Genomic DNA, 20,269 nt, shown 5'->3' with positions numbered 1-20,269 from the left:
AAACAAGGAGTGAGCAAGCTCAAGAAGTGCAATGAACTACGCAAGCATACCAATTATTCGTGCAAATATTTGCAGAGTCAATTTGAGGGGGCAGAGGATTGCTGTTAGGCTGTGAACAGCAATTATCTTTTATCTAAAATTTCAAAAAAATAAAAAATATTTATCTAAATAACAAAACAACGTTTTTGTTGAATAAGTTTATGGCACACTTCAAGTAGTTTACGCATGCACGCAACTATAGCAACCTTTTTAGGTTTAAAATTGTTAACAAGCCTATCATATAAAGCTTTTAAATATTGAAAACTATTTTTGACACCATTTTTCCCCGCCAATACCGCCATGTATAAAGCATCTCGTGGTATTTTCCTGCCACCTCTAATAAATCTTCGTCCTTGCTTATTACCACTATCACGAGCATAAGGAGCTATCCCCACAATTGCTGACAATTCGTTACTACTATAATTTTTTTTTCCTAATTCAGGTAAAAAACTAATTAGTTTTTTACCTACGCATTTACCAATACCAGGCACACTCTCTAATATTTTTACCTTCTCTTTCAACTCTTCTGATTCATCTATTACCTCATTTAATTTCTTATCAAGCTCAGCTATTTCATTCTGTAAAAATTTAATGAGTTTTTCTATACTCTCTTTATCAATGCCATCAATACTATGATGTAGCCTCTTCTTTTCATTGCTAAGCATTAATACTAAATCTTCTCGCCTTTGCTGATATCTCTTCAAAGTCTCTGATTCAACTTGATATAAATAATTAGCTGTAAGTTGCATCTTATCGCCATAATATGCTAATTTAAATGCGTCCTTCTTATCAGTTTTACACAAATTCACCGATTTACTAAATGAATTAAAACTATAGGTATTGACCTTATGTATCTGTTGCTTATTATTATACAATTCTTGGCAAATCTCTGCTTCATAACCTCCAGTAGGCTCACATACTATTATCTTAATTTCTTGCTCTTTTATTAATTTTATCAGTTCTTCATGCCCTAACTTATCATTGGAAAAACGATTATATATCGGTTTATTGTTAGACTCATATAAACATATATCTAACCATTTTTTACTTACATCTAGACCTATTATTTTACTCATGATATAATCTCCTTCATCTTATTGTGCAAGGCTGCTGCTTCCAGCACCTTCTGCAATTTGTTCAAAGCAAACCTTGTAAGAGGGTACTTATTCTGTGCACGATTATTTCAATCAAGAACCTATCAAGTCACCCTCTTACAATTACTTATATCATAATTTAAAGATATAAGACCTAGGTTCTGTTGACAAAAATTTTAACGTAACCATATTAAAGTTCCAACGAAATTTAGAAAAGCTAAAAAAGTGGCTGGGGCTTTATCAAATCTAGAAAATATACGCCTAAAATGTACTAGTTACGACTTAATCTGACAATAAGTAATAATCAGGCAGCTTGATAAGTAATAGCCAAGTTGTCTGATATTCTCTCTATATTACTAATATTTTTATCTTTAGCAATATAAAGTGAATCTCTAAAAGTTTGCATTGGTGTTTTACCAAAACAATGTTTACCTGAATGAGACCTTTCGTTATTATAATTTGTAAGCCAAGTATCTATATCAGCTTGTAACTCATCTAATGTATTATAGAGCTTTTTACGGAATAGAATGTGATAGCACTCTTCCTGCATAGTTTTGTGAAAACGCTCACATATACCATTAGTTTGAGGGCTATATGCTTTAGTTCTAGAATGATCTATATTCTCAATACCAAGATATAGTTGATAAGCATGATTCTCAGGTTTACCACAATATTCCGTGCCTCTATCTGTAAGTATTCGAAGCAAAGGGATATTATACTTTTCAAAAAATGGAATAACCCTATCATTCAAATGGTCTGCTGTAGTAATAGCTGTTTTCTCGGTATAAAGCTTACAAATAGCTACCCTAGAATAAGTGTCTACAAAGGTTTGTTGGTAGATACGTCCTATGCCTTTAATGTTTCCAACATAATAGGTATCTTGAGAGCCAAGGTAACCAGGATGCATGGTTTCAATCTCACCAGTTGCTTCACGTTTATTCTTGATTTTCTCAAGTGCAGCAAGTTGTGCATCACTCAAAATAATACCAGCATTTGCAACTTTAGCATCCAATGCTTTTAGACGCTTTTTGAAATTCTCTAGATCATGACGTAGCCAAACAGACCTTACTCCACCTCCAAAGATAACGATACCTCTCCTACGTAATTCATTAGCAGTACGTTCCTGACCATAAGCAGGAAATTCAACAGCTATATTAACTACTGCATCCTCGATATTAGATGGAACACGATTCTTCAAACATGGCTTCTTTCTAGTCATCTCAAACAAAGATTCTGCTCCACCTTGTTCATGCAGTTCCTTATAGCGGTAAAATGTATCTCTGCTATAGCCCATTACTTTACAAGCTTGCTATACGTTTCCTAGTTGTTCTGCTAATTGTAATAAACCAATTCTTGGTTTTATGATTTTTTCTTGATATGTTGTCATCTGACAGTCTCCTTAATAAGAGGTTGTTAAAATTTGCTGGGTACGATTTTATTCCATATTTTCGTACCCAACAACTCCAAACTGTCAGATCAAGTCTTTACTTTTACAATTTTTTCTGCTACCTCGCTTTGAGTCATATTAGCCTTTACTCTTGCTAATATCAAAGCATAAGCTACCTCATACTCCAAAGCTGATGCTTCATATTCCTTCTGTACTTCAGGATTTAAGAGTAATTTTTTCTTAAAGATTCATATTTTATCATAATCTATATGTAATAGCTTTATGGTAGCCTATATAATAACAATTCCTCTAGCTTGACTAGCACGCTTTAGTAAGTTATCAGAGGTCGCTAGTGGTAAGTTATAATGTAATGCTAATTCTAAATAACTAGCGTCATACAATGTTAATCCATGATACTCTGCTAATTCCATTGTTTCAAACCAAGCATGTTCTAACCTTGTTTGATCAACTTTTATTGGAAGATCTTTTAAAATATACATTGCTTGTTTACGTTGAGTTACAGTAATACGCTTAGCACGCTCCGCACATAATAGACTTCTTTCGAAACTCTACTTCTGCTGGTGATTTGTACGTCGATGCGGTACTCGAATCCTCACGTACATTAGAGTACGCTGCGGTTCTGCGTTCCGCGTCTCCTTCAAATCCCTCAGCATAAGCGAGTTTCGAAAGAAGTCTAATAAAACATTACCTATTTCAAGTAACCAAATAGTTGGAACAATTGCACCTTCTTTCACAGTTTTTTTTAATAAATCTAAAGAGGCTGTCTCGTTAGGCATAAACCACGAAAGGGTAGTTGAAGAATCTAAAACAAAAGATGTCATAGTTACTTTTTTCCTACATCTCTATATTTTTTCCATTCTTCTAAGTCAGATGGTTGTAAATTAATTTCTTTAGCAAGTTTTCTAAGTCTTACAGCTGCCATTTCTGCAATTTCAATATCTTGTATAGTATTAATTGGGACAATCTTTGCAGCAGCTTTTCCTCTCCTTGTAACCAATATTTCCTCACCCTTGCTAGCTCGGTCTAATATTTTAGAAAAATGAGTTTTAGCATCAAAAGCTGTAATTGAATTTTGCATAAAAGGAATTACCTAGTTTATTGTCTAGTTTTATTATAATTAGTACTTTAAAAAAATGCTATAATACATGTACGAAATTAGAGAATATTATTTTTATAGTCAGCAAAGTACATCAATATGAAAAGCTGCTATATCATTTTCACTTAGCTTATTAATAATATCGGCTATTTTACGTAAATCGTTAGTATCTTGAGATTGCATATTTGCTATTTTAGTTCAGTTGTAATGGATTTGTTTTTTAAATAATATTATGGTAGTCTTTAATGCTAACAAATAACAATAAGCTTGTCAATTGCTAGTAAATCATATATTGAATAAGTAATAGGCAATTATACCTACTGAAAGTAAACATATACAACCTAATTTGTTTGGTACTCAAGCATAGCAAACAAAAAAACTAATAATAAATTATCATAATGGTCTCAAAGAAATCCAAAAAATCAAAGAAGCTGAAGCATGATGAAATTGTTAAAGTAGCAATGGAAAATCCTAGAGTAGCTTATGATTTTCTTAAAACTCATTTGCCTAAGGATGTGCTGGCTATAATTGATATTTCTTCTTTATAAAGTAGAAAACGCAAGCTTTATTGAACCAAAGCTTACTCGCAATGACGGTTTTTTGGCTGAAACCTTTCCAGTTTAGCTATATGACAAGCTTCATGGATTGCCACGCTCACGTATGTTCGCTCGCAATGACGTGTAGATAAGGTGTATTTACTAATATTAAAGCCAATTAGGGATAAGAATTAACTAATTCTTATCCCTAATTCGGTGAAATTCAGGTTAATTTTAAAAGTTACCGTATATTAAACCTATCATAAGTAATCTTATTCTCTACCGATTCAATCAATGTATCAGAGAATTCTTGCACGAAACCTTGCCTTACCATACCCAACCTCTTCTTAAGCCACGATTGTTTAGCAGATATATATTTAATAGTTACATCACCATATTTCTGTTTTATGAAACTATACATATCATCTATACCATCAATTAAACCAAAATCAATAGCAGTTTCCCCGGACCAAAATGCTCCATTAAATAAAATATCATCTTCTTGTGTTAACTTACTAATACGACGCTCTTTAACATAATCTATAAAATGCCCGTGAATCTGTTTTTGTATATGCTTAATAATTTTAATATCCTCCTCTTGCACTGGTTGAAATGGATCGAGAATAGATTTATTTTTACCTTCTGCATAAACCCTCCTTTCTACTCCAAGCTTATTGATAGCAACAGGAAAACCAAAACCAGCCGAAACTACCCCTATACTACCAATAATTGAACTCTTAGATGCATATATTTGGTCACCAATGCAAGCAAGCCAATATCCACCAGATGCTGCTACATCTTCTACAAAACTATAAATTGGTATTTTCTTTTCCCCAGCTAATGACCTTATACGTTTGCTAATCAGTTCAGATTGTACAGGTGAACCACCTGGAGAATTGATAGTTAAACACAAAGCTTTAAGATTTTTGATCTCAAAAGCTTTGTCAATTAACTCATGTAGCGATTCTATGCTAAGCCCTGATTTTACTGAGCTTACTTTACCTATAACCCCACTAAGACGAAGAACAGCAATTACCGGCTTTGATGCCTTAGAACCTACTCCAGGTAGCAATGAAAGTAATTGCTCTAACTTACCTATTTGACGTTTAGCAATTACCTGATCAAATTTTGCCTCAGCAATTGAATTTTTATTATGTTCTATGTGCATTAGTTACTCCTTATTATCGTTTTTAGAAGCATTATTAGAAACATTATTTTCCTCATTATTCTGTTGTATTTTTGGTTTTTCATCTTTGTTTTCCTGCTCTTCAGGCTTTAACTGTTTATTAACCGGTTGATTAAGGGTTTGTTCCCGGTAACTATTTTTAGGTTCTGGATGGTTTCCAGGAATATTTGACAAAATAATATTGCGAATTTCTTCATCATACCAATTAATAGTACCAACAAAACTTACTAACATTTTTCCATCTGGATTAATTAGAATAGCAGTTGGTAAACCAACTATTGAAAAAGCTTTAAATAGTTGATTCTTAAAATCATGGTAAATTGGCAAATATCTTATATCATAATCTTTATAATATTTTTGGATAATTTCTATTCCTTGGTAGTCTTGTGATACAGGAATTATCGCAAATGGCAACTTTCTAAAATCTTTTTGCAATACATCCAAATCCGGCATTTCTTTAATACAAGATGCACACCATGTCGCCCAAAATACCAATAATATCGTTTTTCCTTCAAAATTATCAAGAGAATATTTTTCTCCTTTATCATCAAAGAAAACTACCGTATCAGGAACACTAGATAAATCAAGCATTTTAACACCTGATTTGATCTGATCTAATGCAAAACTATTAGTGCTGATCAACAAGTATGTTACAATCAAAAAAAATCGTTTACTATATTTTTTAATATGCATATAAATAACAAATATATTTCCAATTAATTTATTGATCATCATGAAAAACAATATTTTTTTATCTCTAATATTACTAAGCTGCTTAATCTTAACTTCTTGTGGATTAAAAAAACCATTAGAAAACCCACCTTCAGGAAATCCAGTTGCAGAAGATTGTTGCGGAGGGTGTGAAAACTCAAAACATTAATATCTTTTGAAAGTTCGTCCCGACATTACTACGTCAAATTCATACGTTTTAATGCCATCTAGTGCAGTGGACAAAGCATGACTAACTTCTCCGCAATTTTCTAAATTAACCCTTGAATTAGATAAATATAGCTTTGTTTGTAGCTGTCCAAGATATAGGTGGTTGACTCTAATGTTTACATTAGGCGTTTCACGCAAAACTCCACTAGGATATATAGTAATAAAATAAAATTCCCCTTTATTATTAGTAGTAGCGATGCCAGATCCGGTAAAACTTGATTTACTTACAAGGTTTAGCATTTTTTTATTGATACGAGTACGAAGTGGTATGTATGGATATTTTCCGTCACTTCCAACCTGCCATAAATATATTTTTGCATCTGCTACTGGAACGCAATCTTGGTCTAATAATCTACCCTTTACTATAATTTTTGTACCACGATAGACTGCTTGTTGTCCTGTCTTTCTAAGTAAGTTATTGGATAATTGGAATTCTTCCGGTTCGTAATCATTCATTGCACTCTTACTGATCTTACAATAATTAAGCTTATTAGGGTAAAACTTAGATTCACTGGCTATAGCAATAGTGGAATACAAACAGATTAAAAATAACAAATTTTTCATTTTTTACCATTTATGTTTAATAACTTCTATTAGAAGATGGATATTCCACATTTTCTTATAGAGATTTAAATTATCGTATCCTTTATTCTTTTACAACTATATTATATTTATTTTATTAATTAAAGAACGGGGCTATCCTTTACATCACGTGGTTCTTATGGTACACTAAAGCTAAACTACTTGAAATAGTAAAAAAATAAAATCATTTATGAAAACACACTTAAAAAAAACTATTATTGGCATAATGTTAGCTTTATTTCTTTTTCCAAATTCCACAATTGCAAGGAATGGAGACTATCCCAAAACTGTGCAAGAAAGAAAGATGGATGAAATGGGGTCGATAGTTGGAGGAGAAGGTTTGGTGTTTAGACCAAGTAGAATCAAAAATGAATCTACCAAAACTGTATGCTGTAACGTTAATAAATATTTATGGCAAGCTTCTATAGAAACTTTAAGTTTTGCACCTCTTGCTTCAACCGATTCAGTCGGTGGAGTCATTATTACTGAATGGTATAGTCCAAAAGGACAAACAAATTTTCGATTTAAAATAAATATTTTTATTAAAGATAACGTTATTAGCCCGGATGCAATCCAAGTAAAAATATTTGAACAAACACTTAAAAATGGTAATTGGCTAGACAATCATACTACTTCGGACCTAGCTAATAGCATAGAAGATAAAATTTTAAGAAAATCTAGAGAATTATATATTAGTGCTGAAAGAAAAGAATGATATACTTGCTACAATAAGGATAGTTTACAATACAAATTATGAGAGATATTGAAAAGAAATGGCAAAAAATTTGGCTTGAAGAAAAAGCTTTTGCTGCAACAAACGATAGCGACAAGCCTAAATATTACGTACTTGAAATGTTACCCTACCCTTCTGGGAAAATTCATGTCGGACATTTACGTAACTATTCTATCGGAGATTGCATAGCTCGTTTTATGAAATCACAGGGCTATAACGTATTACACCCTATGGGTTGGGATGCTTTCGGCTTGCCAGCAGAGAATGCTGCCATCAATAATAACTCTAACCCTAAGGACTGGACTTACTCAAATATCACAACTATGCGAGATCAGCTAAAATTAATTGGTTTTTCATATGATTGGTCGAGAGAAATAACAACTTGTGATCCGGATTATTATAAGCATGAACAGAAATTTTTTTTAGAACTTTATGAGAGAGGTTTAGTATATCAAAAAGAATCTTTAGTCAATTGGGATCCTGTAGATAACACTGTTTTAGCTAACGAACAAGTAGTAGATGGTCGTGGATGGCGTTCGGGTGCTTTAGTCGAAAAACGACAACTAAAACAATGGTTTTTAAAAATCACTAATTATGCTGAAGAATTGTTAAATGAAATTGCAAAATTAGGCTCTTGGCCTGATTCTGTTAAATCTATGCAGGAAAAATGGATAGGCAAATCGGAAGGAGTAAATTTTAGTTTTAAAATACAGGATCATGATGCCAATATTGAAGTGTTTTCTACTAGACCAGAAACTATCTTTGGAGCAAGCTTTGTTGCGATAGCCTATAACCACCCAATAATTGAGCAATTAGTAGATAAAAATGACGCTATAATATCTTTCATTGAGAAATGTTCGCAATTAGACAGTAATGTTGTAGTAGATAAAGCTGAAAAAGAAGGGGTATGTACTAACCTTTTGGCCATTCATCCATTTGATCCTAGCATTATTATCCCTGTTATAATAACAAATTTCGTACTAATGGATTACGGTACTGGAGCGGTCTTTGGATGCCCAGCACATGATGAAAGAGATCATGAATTAGCCAAACAAATGGCATTACCAATAAAGCAGGTAGTAATTAATGAGGATGTTCAGGTGAACGTATATTTAGAACCTTATACAGGTGATGGTATCATGATCAATTCAGACTTTCTGAATGGTCTTGCTGTCCAAGATGCTAAGCAAAAATCTATAAAAGAACTTGAGAAACGTGGTTTAGGCAAACGTACCATTAACTACCGACTAAAAGACTGGGGAGTGTCTAGGCAAAGATTTTGGGGCTGCCCTATTCCAATAATCTATTGTTTAACTTGTGGAATCACACCAGTACCTAAAGAACAATTGCCGATAATCCTACCAAACGATGTTACATTTGATGGGCATGGCAATCCTCTTGATTCACACCCTACTTGGAAACATACTAATTGCCCAAAATGTCAGAAACCAGCTATTCGTGAAACTGACACGTTAGATACATTTTTTGAGTCTTCTTGGTATTTCACCCGCTATTGTAATGTAGATACAAAAGATATGACTGACAAACAAGCCTGTGATTATTGGTTACCTGTTGATCAGTATATTGGTGGAATTGAACATGCAGTAATGCATCTTCTTTATGCAAGGTTTTTCACTAAAGTAATGAACGAACAAGGCTATCTTAGTATTCGTGAACCCTTTACTAGTTTGCTGACTCAAGGTATGGTATTACATGCTACCTATAAAGATACCAATAATAATTGGTTGTACCCAAATGAGATAACAAAACAATCTAATAAGTGGGTTCATAAAAATACAGGGGAAGAAGTATTTCAAGGACGAATAGAAAAAATGAGTAAATCCAAAAAGAATGTCGTGGATTTAGAATCAATATTAGCAAACCATGGTGCAGATGCTATCCGGCTATTTGTACTCTCTGATAGCCCACCGGAGAAAGATTGTGAATGGTCGGCAAATGGTCTTGAAGGGTGCAGCCGTTTTATTAGTAAGTTAGAAAATATGGCTGAGATACTAATTAATAGTGAAATAACAGAGACTCCTAGAAATAAACTAACAAAGCTTACTCATCACACTATTAAGCATGTTACCAATGAGATAAGGGAATTTAAGCTAAATAAAGCCATAGCAAGGATGCGGGAACTATTTAATGCGTTGTCAGATGAAATATCTAAGGGCAAGGAAGGTGATATTGATAGCATTAAAGAGGGTTTCAGCATCTTGATTATATTACTTAACCCATTTATTCCACATATTACAGAGGAAATTTGGCAAAAATTAGGTAAAAAGCAAAGATTATATCAAACCCCTTGGCCTTCTTTCAACGAATCATTCTTAGAACTAGAATCTTATACTGTGGCCATCCAAGTTAATGGTAGGCTGAGAGCTACGCATGAATTTGCTGTTGTGGCTAGCAATATTGAAATTCAGAACACAGTAATGCAATTACCCGAGGTGCAAAAATACCTAAGTGGCAAAGAACCCAAAAGAATTATCATAATACCCTCAAAAATAGTAAATATTGTGGTGTGAATAAGGATGGAAGACAATGTCAATAAAAATGCTACAGTTAAAACAGCAAAACAAAAAGAATCTGCCTCAAACATTACTCTTATTTCATTATTTGCCGGTGCAGGTGGTATGGATATTGGTTTTGAACAAGCTGGATTCAAGACAATTTGGGCAAACGAGTATGATAAAACAATTGCCCCTTCTTATCAAAACTACTTTCCTGAATCAAAGTTTGATGGACGTTCTATTTTGGATATTCCAAATGAAGATATTCCACTTGGTGCAACAGGTGTTATTGGTGGACCGCCATGTCAATCATGGTCAGAAGCTGGTGCTAGGCGTGGACTTGATGACTTAAGAGGTCAATTATTCCACGAATATATCAGGGTTATTAGGCATGTACAGCCAAAGTTTTGTGTTGCAGAAAATGTTCATGGAATAATCCATTCAAGAAATATTGAATCCTTTATGAATATCATAGATATGTTCAAAAAAGAAGACTATGAGGTTAGTTGGAAGTTGTTAAAAGCAAGTGACTACGGTGTAGCCCAAGATCGCGAGCGAGTTTTTATAATTGGTTATCACAAATCTTTGAACAAAAAATTTGAATTTCCTAAACCTTTGAGAACCAAAATCACTTTAAAACAAGTGATAGGTGACCTAGCTAATCTAAAAGTTGGAACAACTAGAAAAGTTAAAAATCATGAGCTAATTGATTCAGGCTATTCCCCCATTTTTATGTCGAGAAATCGAGTGCGAGGTTGGGATGAACAATCATTTACTATTTTGGCAACAGATAGACATATTCCATTTCATCCACAAGCTCCTAAAATGATAAAAGTTGATGGACAAGAGTTAAGAAAATTCGCTCCTGGTCATGAAAACAAATATCGAAGATTAACAGTCCGAGAATGTGCACGAATTCAGACGTTTCCAGATGATTATGAGTTCATTTATACCAATATCAGAAACGGCTATAAAATGATTGGTAATGCTGTACCAGTAAATTTGGCGTACTGGGTAGCCAAATCAATTAGAAAAGACTTGGGGGTATAAATGGCTACGCAAACAAATAATGGCAGAGCTTTTGAGTGGGCGGTAGGCTTAGCACTTAAATTACAAACAAATATGTCAATTGAAGAAAATGCCTATTCAGAAATTAATAAGAAAGCATTTTATGAAATAGCAAATAGGGACAAATCTGATTTCCTGAATGCAGCTACTATAGCCATCGAACATATTATGTTGAAAGAAAAGGTCTTCTTTGAATCCGGTAACAATGGATTAATTTCATTTAACAGTGATACTGCAGGTAAGCAGGGTGATGTACGAGATGTGTTGATAACAATAAATGGCAAAACATTCGGCATATCTTGTAAAAATAATCACAAAGCCTTAAAACATCCAAGGTTATCAAGAACAGCTAACTTTATTAAAGAATGGAGTATTGATGACTTTGGCTGTAGTGATGAATATTGGCTCATTGTCACAACAATCTTTGATGAGTTAACTAAAATTAAAAACGATTCTAATGGAACTGCATTATGGAGGGATGTTATTGATAAACCATCTCGCTTTTATTGGCCGATATTGGATGCGTGGAGCAATGAAATAAGTAGAGTGTGTGCCATCAGCGAGATAAAAGAGATTGAACTTTGCAAGACAATTATATCTTTTATCGTTGGACGTTTTGATTTTTACAAAATCATTAGAGAAGGAAAAAAACGGGTTATTGTACAAGGGTTTAATTTAAATAATACCTTATCTATCAAACGTACAAAGCACCCAACATGTATTAATGCAATAAACAATAAGAATGGTGGTCAATATTCAAAAACCATCATATTTAACCGTGGTTATAGCATCAACTTTAGAATCCACAATGCAGAAAGCAAAGTAACTCCATCTCTTAAATTTGATATAACTGCTATAGGTTTACCAGCAAACCTTTGATTTATAATTATATTACAGGAGAACTTTGGCAAAAAGGAAAGATTATCATAATACCCTCAAAAATAGTAAATATTGTAGTATAATGCTTAGTGCAGGTAAAATTTATGTTATAGTTAGAGCTTATATAAGAGAGGGAGATTATGTATTAGTAGCAAATAGTGGTAGCCATCTCTTTCTCCCAGGAGGACATGTTAGATATCAGGAAACGGTTTATCAAGCATTACTACGGGAAATAGCAGAAGAGATTGGCACAATTGATCCTATAATTAATGATTTTATAGGAGTGGTAGAAAATCTTTGGGATAATAATGGGAAACCATTTCATGAACAGTCTTTTGTATTTAAAGTACATTCACATAGCCTATCTAAAAATAAAGAAGTAATATCAAAGGAACAACATTTAACTTTCCATTGGGAGAAATTTAGCAACCTAGCACATAAAAATTTTCTGCCAATCGGTATGTATGATTTCTTAAAGGAATACGAGGAACAAAAACAACCAAAGTTTTTTTCCCTTATAAAGGATCAATTTACTACCAATTATTAAGCAATTTGTAATTGAGACTATTTTGTAACAAAAAAAGCTCTCCTTAACGTTTTCTACTAATATTCCTCCCAAAAACTTGAAAAATAACTTAGTGATCTCAGGTTTTAGTAATACACTAAGAATAGACTGTGTAATAAAGTTATGTAAGAAGTTTAATACAGAAACTTGGAAAGCGATTAGAGAGATGAGTGAAAAAGTTCAAGAAATTGTAAATGCTGCTTTCCAGTATATCTTATTTTTCATATTTGAAGTGTGGCAAGTAGTCAAATATTTTATACGACGACTATATGTTTGGCATATATTTTCCGTACGCAATAGGTGGTATCTTAGTAGAAATGGAAATTACTATAACCCAATACTAGAAGCTACCGTTTATCCATGGTCACCAGGATGGAATATAGCAAGATTTGGTATCCACTACCAAGGATATACCTCTAAAATACATGCTCAAGAATCTGCATTTAAAATGTGGATGAAAGAACGATTTCATAAAAACAACTCAACAAGCTTCTTAGAACATTAAATTGCTAATAAAATGAAAAAATTAACTACGCAAGAAGCATGTGACGTTTTATCAGCTTGGACTGTCTTGGAAATATTAACACCTCAATCATTTAATAAACCAGAAGACCTAGTAGGAGGAAATAAAGAATTAGTTGTTTTATTAGATAATAGACTACCTTGGGAGAATGGCGGCGAACAATTGCCTCATTATCTCCAATTATTCTATCAAATAATAATAGGTTCAATTAATCTTAAGAATGTATTTTCCGCTCTAACTAAAAAGTATGGTGACACAAATGTAGAAGCAAAATATGTATCAGGGGAAGCCATTATGGGTGTAATTATTGTAGATCAACATGGTCATCTTATTAAAAACGATAATTCTGTTAATATTTCAAGTTTTGCATGGGGTGCTCTTCAAGCTTTAAAAGGAAATCTTAAAAACTTAGGTAAATGGTCATCAACTGAAAAAGATACTGAAATAGCTCTAGAAGCAATCTTGTGTAAAAGAGATAAAAATGGTCAAAAGCTTCCCTTGAATAAAATAGTAATAGATGAGGCTCTTAATTACCTTACTAATACTTTTGAGATACCAGCAGAAATACTAGTAAATAAACAATTTGCTATCAAAACTTATGAATCAAGTAAAAAAGATACCCCTACTAAAACTTTACTACTTAACAGCTTTTACCTAAATGATCTAATTAAAGCTAGTAATTTAATTCAAAAGCCAAATGTTCAAACAAACCTCTTGCAGTATTTAGGTGTGAATATCCCATTAAAGCGTTCTAATATCCTAGATCCTTCTGTTTTACAAAATATTCTCTCTCCCAAAAACATTCCTACAGCAAGATGGCCTGGATTAGGACGACATCCTTTAGTATTACTTCAACAAGCTGTAGTTAATTTATCCATGACTGAACTAAAAGACAGTGGAATTCTTGCAATTAATGGACCACCAGGAACAGGAAAAACAACTTTATTACGTGATATTGTTGCAAAATTAGTTACAGAGCGAGCAGAAGCGTTACTGAAGTTTGCTGATCCTGAAAAAGCTTTTACCGATTCAGGACACAAAATAAAAGCGGGACAGAGTTGGTTAAATCTTTATAAATTAGATAAGAGTCTAAAAGGTTTTGAAATATTAATTGCATCCTCTAACAATAAGGCTGTTGAAAATATTAGTGCTGAATTACCTAGTTTAAAAGCTATTGCAAACGATGCGAATGATTTGCGTTATTTTACAGTTCTATCTGATTTAGTATTTGGATGCAAAAGTTGGGGTTTGATTTCAGCAGTACTTGGAAATATTGCTAATTGTAATAATTTTAGTAAAAATTTTTGGTGGAATAATGATCTTGGGCTTTTAACATATTTAGCAGAAGCAAGCGGAATACCACAGATATTTGAAATTACAGATCCAAAAACCGGCAAAATCCTTGAACGTAGAAAACCGAGAATTATTGAAGAAAGTGATCCCCCACATAATCACAGTGATGCTTTAAGACGTTGGAGACAAGCTAGTACAGATTTTAAACATGTATTACAAGCAAGCCGAACTAGACTTGCTGAATTACAGGAAATAAAAAATCTAGTTCAAGATTTAGCAAATCTAGAAAGCGGATCAGAACAGGAGCAAACGTTAGAAGAACTTTTATTAGAACATTATAAATCAAAACCACATGTTATTTGGCGTATTCTAAATACTCCTTCATTTCGTGCTTGGCAAAAAGAAGGGCAAAGGATCGCCCATAAAGAAAGCCAAAAGCTTGTTCATTTTGATTATGTAAAAAGAATTGTACCTAGATTTTCTAACAAACTTGGATCTCATTTTATTGATAATAATTTATTTTCAAAATCCCATGAAGAAAGACATATAGTTTCCCCATGGTGTGACACGCAAACACAATCCTTACGCGATGAGGTATTTATTTCTGCTATAAAGCTGCATAAAGCTTTTATAGACGCAGCAGCAAAACCTTTACGTCACAATCTTGGAGTTCTGATGAGAAATTTTGGTGGTTCTTATAGTGAAATAGATAAAAAAACCGTGGAACTTTTGCCAGATTTATGGTCATCTTTTTTCCTTGTAGTACCTAGTGTATCAACAACTTTTGCATCTGTAGGAAGAATGTTAAAGGATCTCCCTACAAATTCTCTTGGATGGCTTCTTATTGACGAAGCTGGACAGGCTTTGCCGCAAGCTGCTGTAGGAGCTATAATGAGAACAAAACGTGCTATAGTTACAGGTGATCCTTTACAGATAGAACCAGTGGTTACGTTGCCTAACAATTTAACAAAAAGTATCTGTGAACAATTTTTGGTAGACCCAAATCGTTTTAATGCACCAAAAGCATCAGTTCAAACCCTATCAGATACTGTAACTTCATATTTTTCGGAATTTAATACCAAAGACGGAAGTCGTTTAGTCGGTGTACCTTTATTGGTTCATAGGCGTTGCGCAGATCCTATGTTCAGTATTTCCAATGCAATTGCCTACGGGAATTCAATGGTACAAGCAAAGAGTCCCAACAATTCTCCAATACGTAACTGTCTTGGTCCTTCTATGTGGTTTGATGTTCAAGGTCAAGCACTAGATACATGGTGTCTAGAAGAAGGAAAAAAGGTAGTTGAACTATTATATAAATTAAAGAGTGCTTCAATATTCCCAAACCTATATATTGTAAGCCCTTTTAAACTTGTTGCAGGTAATTTACGCAAAATTATAAAAGATCATCATATTTTAGAGTCTTGGATAACTACGGATACGAATCTTTGGCTTAATGAACGAATTGGAACAATACACACTGTACAAGGACGAGAAGCTGAAGCAGTAATTCTAGTATTAGGGGCTCAAGCACCAAACCAAAATAAAACTCGGATATGGGCAGGTAAATCTCCTAATATCTTAAATGTAGCAGTTACACGTGCTAAAGAAGTTATCTATGTTATAGGAAATAAGAGCTTATGGAAAGAAACAGGAGTATTCAGAGAACTAGACTGTAGAATAGATTGATGTGTTCAGCCCATCAGTTCCAACTTGTTGCTAATTGATAGTTGTTTTTAACGTTTGACTTTAGATTTTTAGATTTAAATGTTGTATAATGAACTTTGTGCAAAATCCGTTTCAAACGGATTTATATTAATTTATAATAACCTCAAGTATCTATGTAATAAATTAATAGTAGGCTCAAGTAATCATCGCCATTAGGGGTGATGTCACCACAACTGTCGAAAGTTAGAAGAGGAAGCGGTTTTAGAACTCATTATGGCAGTTTAAAAGTTGTAGAAAAATAACCAAGGTCATTGCGAGGAGGCATAAGCCGACGAAGCAATCCATTTTTGGTTACTTTTATTGCTTCGCTTACGCTTGCTAATAGACACTGTGGTATAGGTATTTGTAAACTTTCAACAGTTGTGGGGTAACACCGAAGATGCAGAAAGTCTAATAAAGAATTTATTAATTCATTTCCTAATTAACAGTTGATATTATTTGTATAATGTGTATAATGTGCTTCTTAAAAATTAATAAAGGACAATTATATATGATGAATTCCCACGAGAACAGACCTCTCGTTAAAGACATTAATTGCAAAGCTGACTTAAAACGTGACTCAGCCTTTACTGCACAGCCTACTACCCTTGGTAATGCCTTACAGTTTACTCCCCCTAATAATACTGTACAGCTTACTACCCCTAGTAATGCCTTACAGTTTCCTGTATCTAATGCTACTGATAACACCTTACAGTCTTCCGTAATTACGTTTGATGCAAATACTACCGTACAGCTCGCCGAGCAGGATGTTCGACCAATATTAGGAGACAACAGCGAAGGCTCTGAAGGATAAACCACAAACCTACCATTTCAAAAGCTGTTTTTACAGCTTTTGAAGTTAGCTATAAATGTCAAATTAGTTAAAAAGTTTTACTGATTTGTCATGAAGTAACATAATTCCCGTAGTAAAAAACGGAGCAAATATGTTCTTTACTTCCAATAATAAGAATTCATTACTAATTTCTTGTTGTAAATCTTCTCTGATTAAATCAAAGATTTCCTGTAAACTTTTACCACCATCTATCATTTGTTTAAAAACATATTTGGTATAATTAGAAATTGGTATAGTAATATTGATATCCTTTAATAATGAATTATTTAATGTAAAGTTAACAATATTGCCAGCTACTAAAGCATTAGTTTCTATATGATCATAAATTTGTTTAGAAATAGCCCCAGTAATACCATAAAAATATGGTATATTATCCAAATTATCAAGACTAGCAATAGTATCTTTTTGATTAGAAACAAAAAAACTGTGTTTAATAATATTTCCAACAATTAATTCACAAATTGCTTGCTGTGTTATGATATCCATCCTCTTAATTTTCTGTAGAAGAGAAAAATCACTAATATAATTTTCGATCCTTAGAGCTAATTTTTCGCTAACATCAGAAAATTCCACAAAATTTAAAGTTGCATTATGAATAAATTCGTATAATTCGGGAATAGAATAAGCCCTATCCTGTTTATGCAAAAACATGTCATATAAACCTACATCAACGAAAACAACATGGTCACCTAGCAGTTCTTGCCCACGTATATACCAATTAGTTGCAGGGAAACCAGCCATAACAGACTTGGTATTCATTATTTCTTCTACCCTATTGCTAACACCTTGGTTTACCATTTTCATGATATCTTGTACCTGATATAATCCAGTACGACCATATTTAGCATAAACCATTATGTTAATTGCTCCCTGATCAGAGAGAGAATCCTTTAATATCTTTAAACCATCTGGAGGGCTTTTCAAATGGTGTAATACTCCTGCACAATTAATATAATCAAACTTACCTAAATTAAGCTTTGGAATATTTAAAATAGAATCATATACCCATTTAATATTGGTAAGACCACGTTTTTCAGCACGTTTTTGGGCAATTTCCATGCTTGGCTTGCTAAAATCTAAATACACCACTTCAGCATTTTTATCTTTTAGTTGCTCTGCCATATATGTAGTAGAATCACCAGTACCACCACCGGCAATTAGCACCCGAAAACCTGAATTAAAATCTTCTTTACCTTTATATAAATAATGATTTAACTCACCCAAAAATTCACCGCTAATTACCAGTAATCTTTTTGTTTCATCTTCAGGATCTCTATAAGGATAGGGGTAATCTTGATAATGCTCTTGCACTACAGCCAAATCACCAGTTCCCTCAATGGGAACATGGCTATTTGTTTTAACTTGTTTAGATTTTGACATAGGAAATTTACATTATACTTGGAGTTGATAAAAAATTTATAATCATAGCAAAATAGCTAACAAATATCATATTATCAAGTCCTTTATTTGTAATTGTATAGTATGACGTTCTTGCCAACTATTCACTTTTAATGAACCAATTACAGAAATATTATGTGACTTAATATTAAGTAAAATATTTTCTATAGGACTAGATACACTATTAAATGCAATAGCATGAAGCGGTTTAGAACCAAAAGCTTCCTTAGAAGGAGCAAGCAAACATCTTATATGTTTACCACCAACTATGTCAGCTTTTAACACAAAAAGATTAGAGAATTTAAATATTGGCTCATAATTTCCTTGACCAAATGGTTCGAGTTTACTCAGCTCATCCATTAGCGGCAAATTTACACTACTTGTAGTAAGTTCCGCATCATATTCTTCATAGGCAATGTCATTTTGATTACTAATATCAATCTTAAAGGCGTGATTTAAGAATTCTTGTAACTCTTGTAATTTCTCTTCCAATACTGTAAATCCAGCTGCCATTGCATGTCCCCCGCCAGCTATGATTAAATCTTTAGCCTTGGCATTGATAATTTTACTACCAAAATCAACATTTTTGACAGAACGGCAAGAAGCCTTACCGATTGCATCATTTAAAGCTATAACTGCAACTGGTTTATTAAATTTTTCCTTTAATCTGCCAGCGACAATGCCGATAACACCTGGATGCCACCCTTTACCAACTATAAATAATGAACTATCATTTTCTTGAGTTAAAGCTATTTTAGTAGCTTCCTCTATCATTATCAGTTCTATTACTTTTCGCTCATTATTATGTTTCTCCAACTCTTGTGCAAGTAGATTTGCTTCTATTGCACACTCGGTAGATAAAAGACTAGCCCCCAAGGATGATTTACCAACTCTTCCACCGGCATTGATCCTAGGACCCAACACAAATCCCAAATGATAACAGTTTGGTTTTTCATTTAAACCAGCAACATCACATAAAGTCTTCATACCTAAATTTTTTCTTTGACCAAGGATTTTTAATCCTTGAGCAACAAAAGCACGATTTAAGTGAATAAGTTTCATTACATCGCATACTGTTCCAAGTGCGACTAAGTCTAAATATTGCATTAAATTTGGTAGAGTATGGCGTTTTGAATATACACTATTTTGTATCGAACACGAAGCTATATCGGCAAAGAAATTTTGTTTTTTTAAATCGGATAATAAGGCGGTAGCAAATAAAAATGATACTCCTACAGCCGCTAGGTACTTATATCTACTGGTCTCATCGATACGATTCGGGTTAACAACAGCAACAGCGTCAGGCAATATATCACTACTAATGTGATGATCGATAACTATTACATCAAGCTTTACTTGTGATGCATATTTTAGAGCCTCATGTGCCATTGCTCCACAATCAACAGTAATCAGTAGCTCAGTAGCATTATCCTTAATTTTCTGCATAGCAGCTGGAGTTGGTCCATATCCTTCAGCAATTCGGTCTGGAACATAAATATCAGCTTCTTGCCCCAAATCTCTAAATAGATTCTTAAGTAGTGATGAAGATGTAGCCCCGTCAACGTCATAATCAGCAAATATACAGATTTTCTGTTTATTTATAATAGCTTCTATAGTCCTATCTACTGCTTTTTGCATATCAAGTAAATGAAAAGGATCTGGCAGTAAATTCTTGAGCTTAGGTGATAAAAAATCTATAGCTTGTGACAAGTTCTCTAAGCGAGGAAATAGAACCCGTGCTAGAAAATCACTGATTCCTACAGAACGACAAAGTTCTGAAACATCATCCTCGTTTACTGATCGCTGTTGCCAAATTTTTCCATTTACTGAACGTTTGGGTTCTAGTGGTATTATCAT

18 protein-coding genes and 3 pseudogenes are annotated in these 20,269 nt (G+C 33.4%); 10 read left to right on the top strand and 11 right to left on the bottom strand.

All coding sequences use genetic code 11. The annotated features are described in order from the left end of the window. Positions 1 to 164: 164 nt before the first annotated feature. The 6 genes and pseudogenes from AAGD53_RS02700 to AAGD53_RS02670 form a co-directional block, all read right to left on the bottom strand. On the bottom strand, positions 165 to 1,115 hold the full coding sequence (locus AAGD53_RS02700; RefSeq protein WP_341763180.1) for an IS110 family transposase: 951 nt from the start codon (positions 1,113 to 1,115) through the stop codon (positions 165 to 167). 194 nt (positions 1,116 to 1,309) lie between these two features. Beyond that, positions 1,310 to 1,408 (bottom strand): annotated as a pseudogene (locus AAGD53_RS02695) (IS5/IS1182 family transposase); the annotation flags it as partial. A 29-nt stretch (positions 1,409 to 1,437) separates the two neighbouring features. Further along, entirely contained in the window at positions 1,438 to 2,427 is a 990-nt protein-coding gene (locus tag AAGD53_RS02690) for an IS481 family transposase (protein WP_341763179.1), read from the bottom strand. A 383-nt stretch (positions 2,428 to 2,810) separates the two neighbouring features. After that, entirely contained in the window at positions 2,811 to 3,020 is a 210-nt protein-coding gene (locus tag AAGD53_RS02685) for a type II toxin-antitoxin system VapC family toxin (RefSeq protein ID WP_341763178.1), read from the bottom strand. A 201-nt stretch (positions 3,021 to 3,221) separates the two neighbouring features. Then, positions 3,222 to 3,362 (bottom strand): annotated as a pseudogene (locus AAGD53_RS02675) (toxin); the annotation flags it as partial. 2 nt (positions 3,363 to 3,364) lie between these two features. Further along, positions 3,365 to 3,619, bottom strand: coding sequence for a type II toxin-antitoxin system Phd/YefM family antitoxin (locus AAGD53_RS02670; RefSeq protein WP_341763177.1), 255 nt, complete (start codon positions 3,617 to 3,619; stop codon positions 3,365 to 3,367). 416 nt (positions 3,620 to 4,035) lie between these two features. Here AAGD53_RS02670 and AAGD53_RS02665 point away from each other — a divergent pair, with 416 nt between their 5' ends. Beyond that, positions 4,036 to 4,185, top strand: a complete 150-nt coding sequence (locus AAGD53_RS02665) for an Rpn family recombination-promoting nuclease/putative transposase (protein ID WP_341763176.1) — start codon at positions 4,036 to 4,038, stop codon at positions 4,183 to 4,185. A gap of 229 nt (positions 4,186 to 4,414) precedes the next feature. Here the strand turns inward: AAGD53_RS02665 and AAGD53_RS02660 are convergent, their stop codons facing one another. The 3 genes from AAGD53_RS02660 to AAGD53_RS02650 form a co-directional block, all read right to left on the bottom strand. Continuing rightward, positions 4,415 to 5,341 carry a S49 family peptidase gene (locus tag AAGD53_RS02660; protein ID WP_341763175.1) on the bottom strand — a complete coding sequence of 309 codons (927 nt, stop codon included), beginning with the start codon at positions 5,339 to 5,341 and terminating at the stop codon, positions 4,415 to 4,417. A gap of 3 nt (positions 5,342 to 5,344) precedes the next feature. Beyond that, positions 5,345 to 6,052, bottom strand: coding sequence for a TlpA family protein disulfide reductase (locus AAGD53_RS02655; protein ID WP_341763174.1), 708 nt, complete (start codon positions 6,050 to 6,052; stop codon positions 5,345 to 5,347). A 183-nt stretch (positions 6,053 to 6,235) separates the two neighbouring features. Further along, positions 6,236 to 6,862 (bottom strand): dioxygenase, encoded by a 627-nt coding sequence (locus AAGD53_RS02650; RefSeq protein ID WP_341763173.1) that lies wholly within the window; start codon positions 6,860 to 6,862, stop codon positions 6,236 to 6,238. A gap of 208 nt (positions 6,863 to 7,070) precedes the next feature. On the opposite strand from AAGD53_RS02650, the gene AAGD53_RS02645 reads away from it, so the two are divergent. The 9 genes and pseudogenes from AAGD53_RS02645 (at position 7,071) to AAGD53_RS02610 (ending at position 16,975) form a co-directional block, all read left to right on the top strand. Beyond that, positions 7,071 to 7,595, top strand: coding sequence for a DUF3576 domain-containing protein (locus tag AAGD53_RS02645; RefSeq protein ID WP_410521114.1), 525 nt, complete (start codon positions 7,071 to 7,073; stop codon positions 7,593 to 7,595). Positions 7,596 to 7,633: 38 nt separating this feature from the next. Beyond that, entirely contained in the window at positions 7,634 to 10,144 is a 2,511-nt protein-coding gene (leuS, locus tag AAGD53_RS02640) for a leucine--tRNA ligase (RefSeq protein ID WP_341763172.1), read from the top strand. 6 nt (positions 10,145 to 10,150) lie between these two features. Beyond that, positions 10,151 to 11,179, top strand: coding sequence for a DNA cytosine methyltransferase (locus AAGD53_RS02635; RefSeq protein ID WP_341763171.1), 1,029 nt, complete (start codon positions 10,151 to 10,153; stop codon positions 11,177 to 11,179). Next, the gene (locus tag AAGD53_RS02630; protein ID WP_341763170.1) at positions 11,180 to 12,076 is read left to right on the top strand and encodes a HaeIII family restriction endonuclease; all 897 of its coding nucleotides are present in this window, start codon (positions 11,180 to 11,182) and stop codon (positions 12,074 to 12,076) included. A 25-nt stretch (positions 12,077 to 12,101) separates the two neighbouring features. Next, positions 12,102 to 12,623: an NUDIX domain-containing protein gene (locus AAGD53_RS02625; RefSeq protein ID WP_341763169.1), complete on the top strand. Its 522-nt coding sequence runs from the start codon at positions 12,102 to 12,104 to the stop codon at positions 12,621 to 12,623. Positions 12,624 to 12,807: 184 nt separating this feature from the next. Then, a complete protein-coding gene (locus AAGD53_RS02620) occupies positions 12,808 to 13,146 on the top strand; it encodes a hypothetical protein (RefSeq protein ID WP_341763168.1) in 339 nt (112 codons plus the stop codon). 921 nt (positions 13,147 to 14,067) lie between these two features. Then, a pseudogene (locus tag AAGD53_RS07725) lies at positions 14,068 to 14,181 on the top strand (AAA family ATPase); the annotation flags it as partial. Between the two features lie 951 nt (positions 14,182 to 15,132). After that, entirely contained in the window at positions 15,133 to 16,143 is a 1,011-nt protein-coding gene (locus tag AAGD53_RS07720) for a DEAD/DEAH box helicase (protein ID WP_410521125.1), read from the top strand. 529 nt (positions 16,144 to 16,672) lie between these two features. After that, complete coding sequence (locus AAGD53_RS02610) at positions 16,673 to 16,975, top strand: hypothetical protein (protein ID WP_341763166.1); 303 nt, start codon at positions 16,673 to 16,675, stop codon at positions 16,973 to 16,975. A gap of 63 nt (positions 16,976 to 17,038) precedes the next feature. On the opposite strand, the gene AAGD53_RS02605 is transcribed toward AAGD53_RS02610, so the two are convergent. Together AAGD53_RS02605 and recJ are read right to left on the bottom strand one after the other, a co-directional pair. Then, positions 17,039 to 18,394, bottom strand: coding sequence for a class I SAM-dependent methyltransferase (locus tag AAGD53_RS02605; RefSeq protein WP_341763165.1), 1,356 nt, complete (start codon positions 18,392 to 18,394; stop codon positions 17,039 to 17,041). Positions 18,395 to 18,460: 66 nt separating this feature from the next. Continuing rightward, positions 18,461 to 20,269 carry a single-stranded-DNA-specific exonuclease RecJ gene (gene recJ / locus AAGD53_RS02600; RefSeq protein WP_341763164.1) on the bottom strand — a complete coding sequence of 603 codons (1,809 nt, stop codon included), beginning with the start codon at positions 20,267 to 20,269 and terminating at the stop codon, positions 18,461 to 18,463.

Origin of the sequence: Candidatus Tisiphia endosymbiont of Melanophora roralis, from assembly GCF_964026575.1 — a bacterium.
Lineage (GTDB): Bacteria > Pseudomonadota > Alphaproteobacteria > Rickettsiales > Rickettsiaceae > Tisiphia.
The sequence above is the reverse complement of the archived record's forward strand: the minus strand, read 5'-3'. Positions and strand labels throughout refer to the sequence as shown.

What these genes read in the sequence shown, in the direction of transcription:
- AAGD53_RS02700 (WP_341763180.1), bottom strand. Translation starts at nt 1,115, where the DNA reads ATGAGTAAAATAATAGGTCTAGATGTAAGTAAAAAATGGTTAGATATA.
- AAGD53_RS02620 (WP_341763168.1), top strand. Translation starts at nt 12,808, where the DNA reads ATGAGTGAAAAAGTTCAAGAAATTGTAAATGCTGCTTTCCAGTATATC.
- AAGD53_RS02645 (WP_410521114.1), top strand. Translation starts at nt 7,071, where the DNA reads ATGAAAACACACTTAAAAAAAACTATTATTGGCATAATGTTAGCTTTA.
- AAGD53_RS07720 (WP_410521125.1), top strand. Translation starts at nt 15,133, where the DNA reads ATGAGAAATTTTGGTGGTTCTTATAGTGAAATAGATAAAAAAACCGTG.
- AAGD53_RS02665 (WP_341763176.1), top strand. Translation starts at nt 4,036, where the DNA reads ATGGTCTCAAAGAAATCCAAAAAATCAAAGAAGCTGAAGCATGATGAA.
- AAGD53_RS02660 (WP_341763175.1), bottom strand. Translation starts at nt 5,341, where the DNA reads ATGCACATAGAACATAATAAAAATTCAATTGCTGAGGCAAAATTTGAT.
- AAGD53_RS02610 (WP_341763166.1), top strand. Translation starts at nt 16,673, where the DNA reads ATGATGAATTCCCACGAGAACAGACCTCTCGTTAAAGACATTAATTGC.
- AAGD53_RS02690 (WP_341763179.1), bottom strand. Translation starts at nt 2,427, where the DNA reads ATGGGCTATAGCAGAGATACATTTTACCGCTATAAGGAACTGCATGAA.
- AAGD53_RS02670 (WP_341763177.1), bottom strand. Translation starts at nt 3,619, where the DNA reads ATGCAAAATTCAATTACAGCTTTTGATGCTAAAACTCATTTTTCTAAA.
- AAGD53_RS02635 (WP_341763171.1), top strand. Translation starts at nt 10,151, where the DNA reads ATGGAAGACAATGTCAATAAAAATGCTACAGTTAAAACAGCAAAACAA.
- AAGD53_RS02630 (WP_341763170.1), top strand. Translation starts at nt 11,180, where the DNA reads ATGGCTACGCAAACAAATAATGGCAGAGCTTTTGAGTGGGCGGTAGGC.
- recJ (WP_341763164.1), bottom strand. Translation starts at nt 20,269, where the DNA reads ATGATAATACCACTAGAACCCAAACGTTCAGTAAATGGAAAAATTTGG.
- AAGD53_RS02685 (WP_341763178.1), bottom strand. Translation starts at nt 3,020, where the DNA reads ATGTATATTTTAAAAGATCTTCCAATAAAAGTTGATCAAACAAGGTTA.
- AAGD53_RS02605 (WP_341763165.1), bottom strand. Translation starts at nt 18,394, where the DNA reads ATGTCAAAATCTAAACAAGTTAAAACAAATAGCCATGTTCCCATTGAG.
- AAGD53_RS02655 (WP_341763174.1), bottom strand. Translation starts at nt 6,052, where the DNA reads ATGCATATTAAAAAATATAGTAAACGATTTTTTTTGATTGTAACATAC.
- leuS (WP_341763172.1), top strand. Translation starts at nt 7,634, where the DNA reads ATGAGAGATATTGAAAAGAAATGGCAAAAAATTTGGCTTGAAGAAAAA.
- AAGD53_RS02650 (WP_341763173.1), bottom strand. Translation starts at nt 6,862, where the DNA reads ATGAAAAATTTGTTATTTTTAATCTGTTTGTATTCCACTATTGCTATA.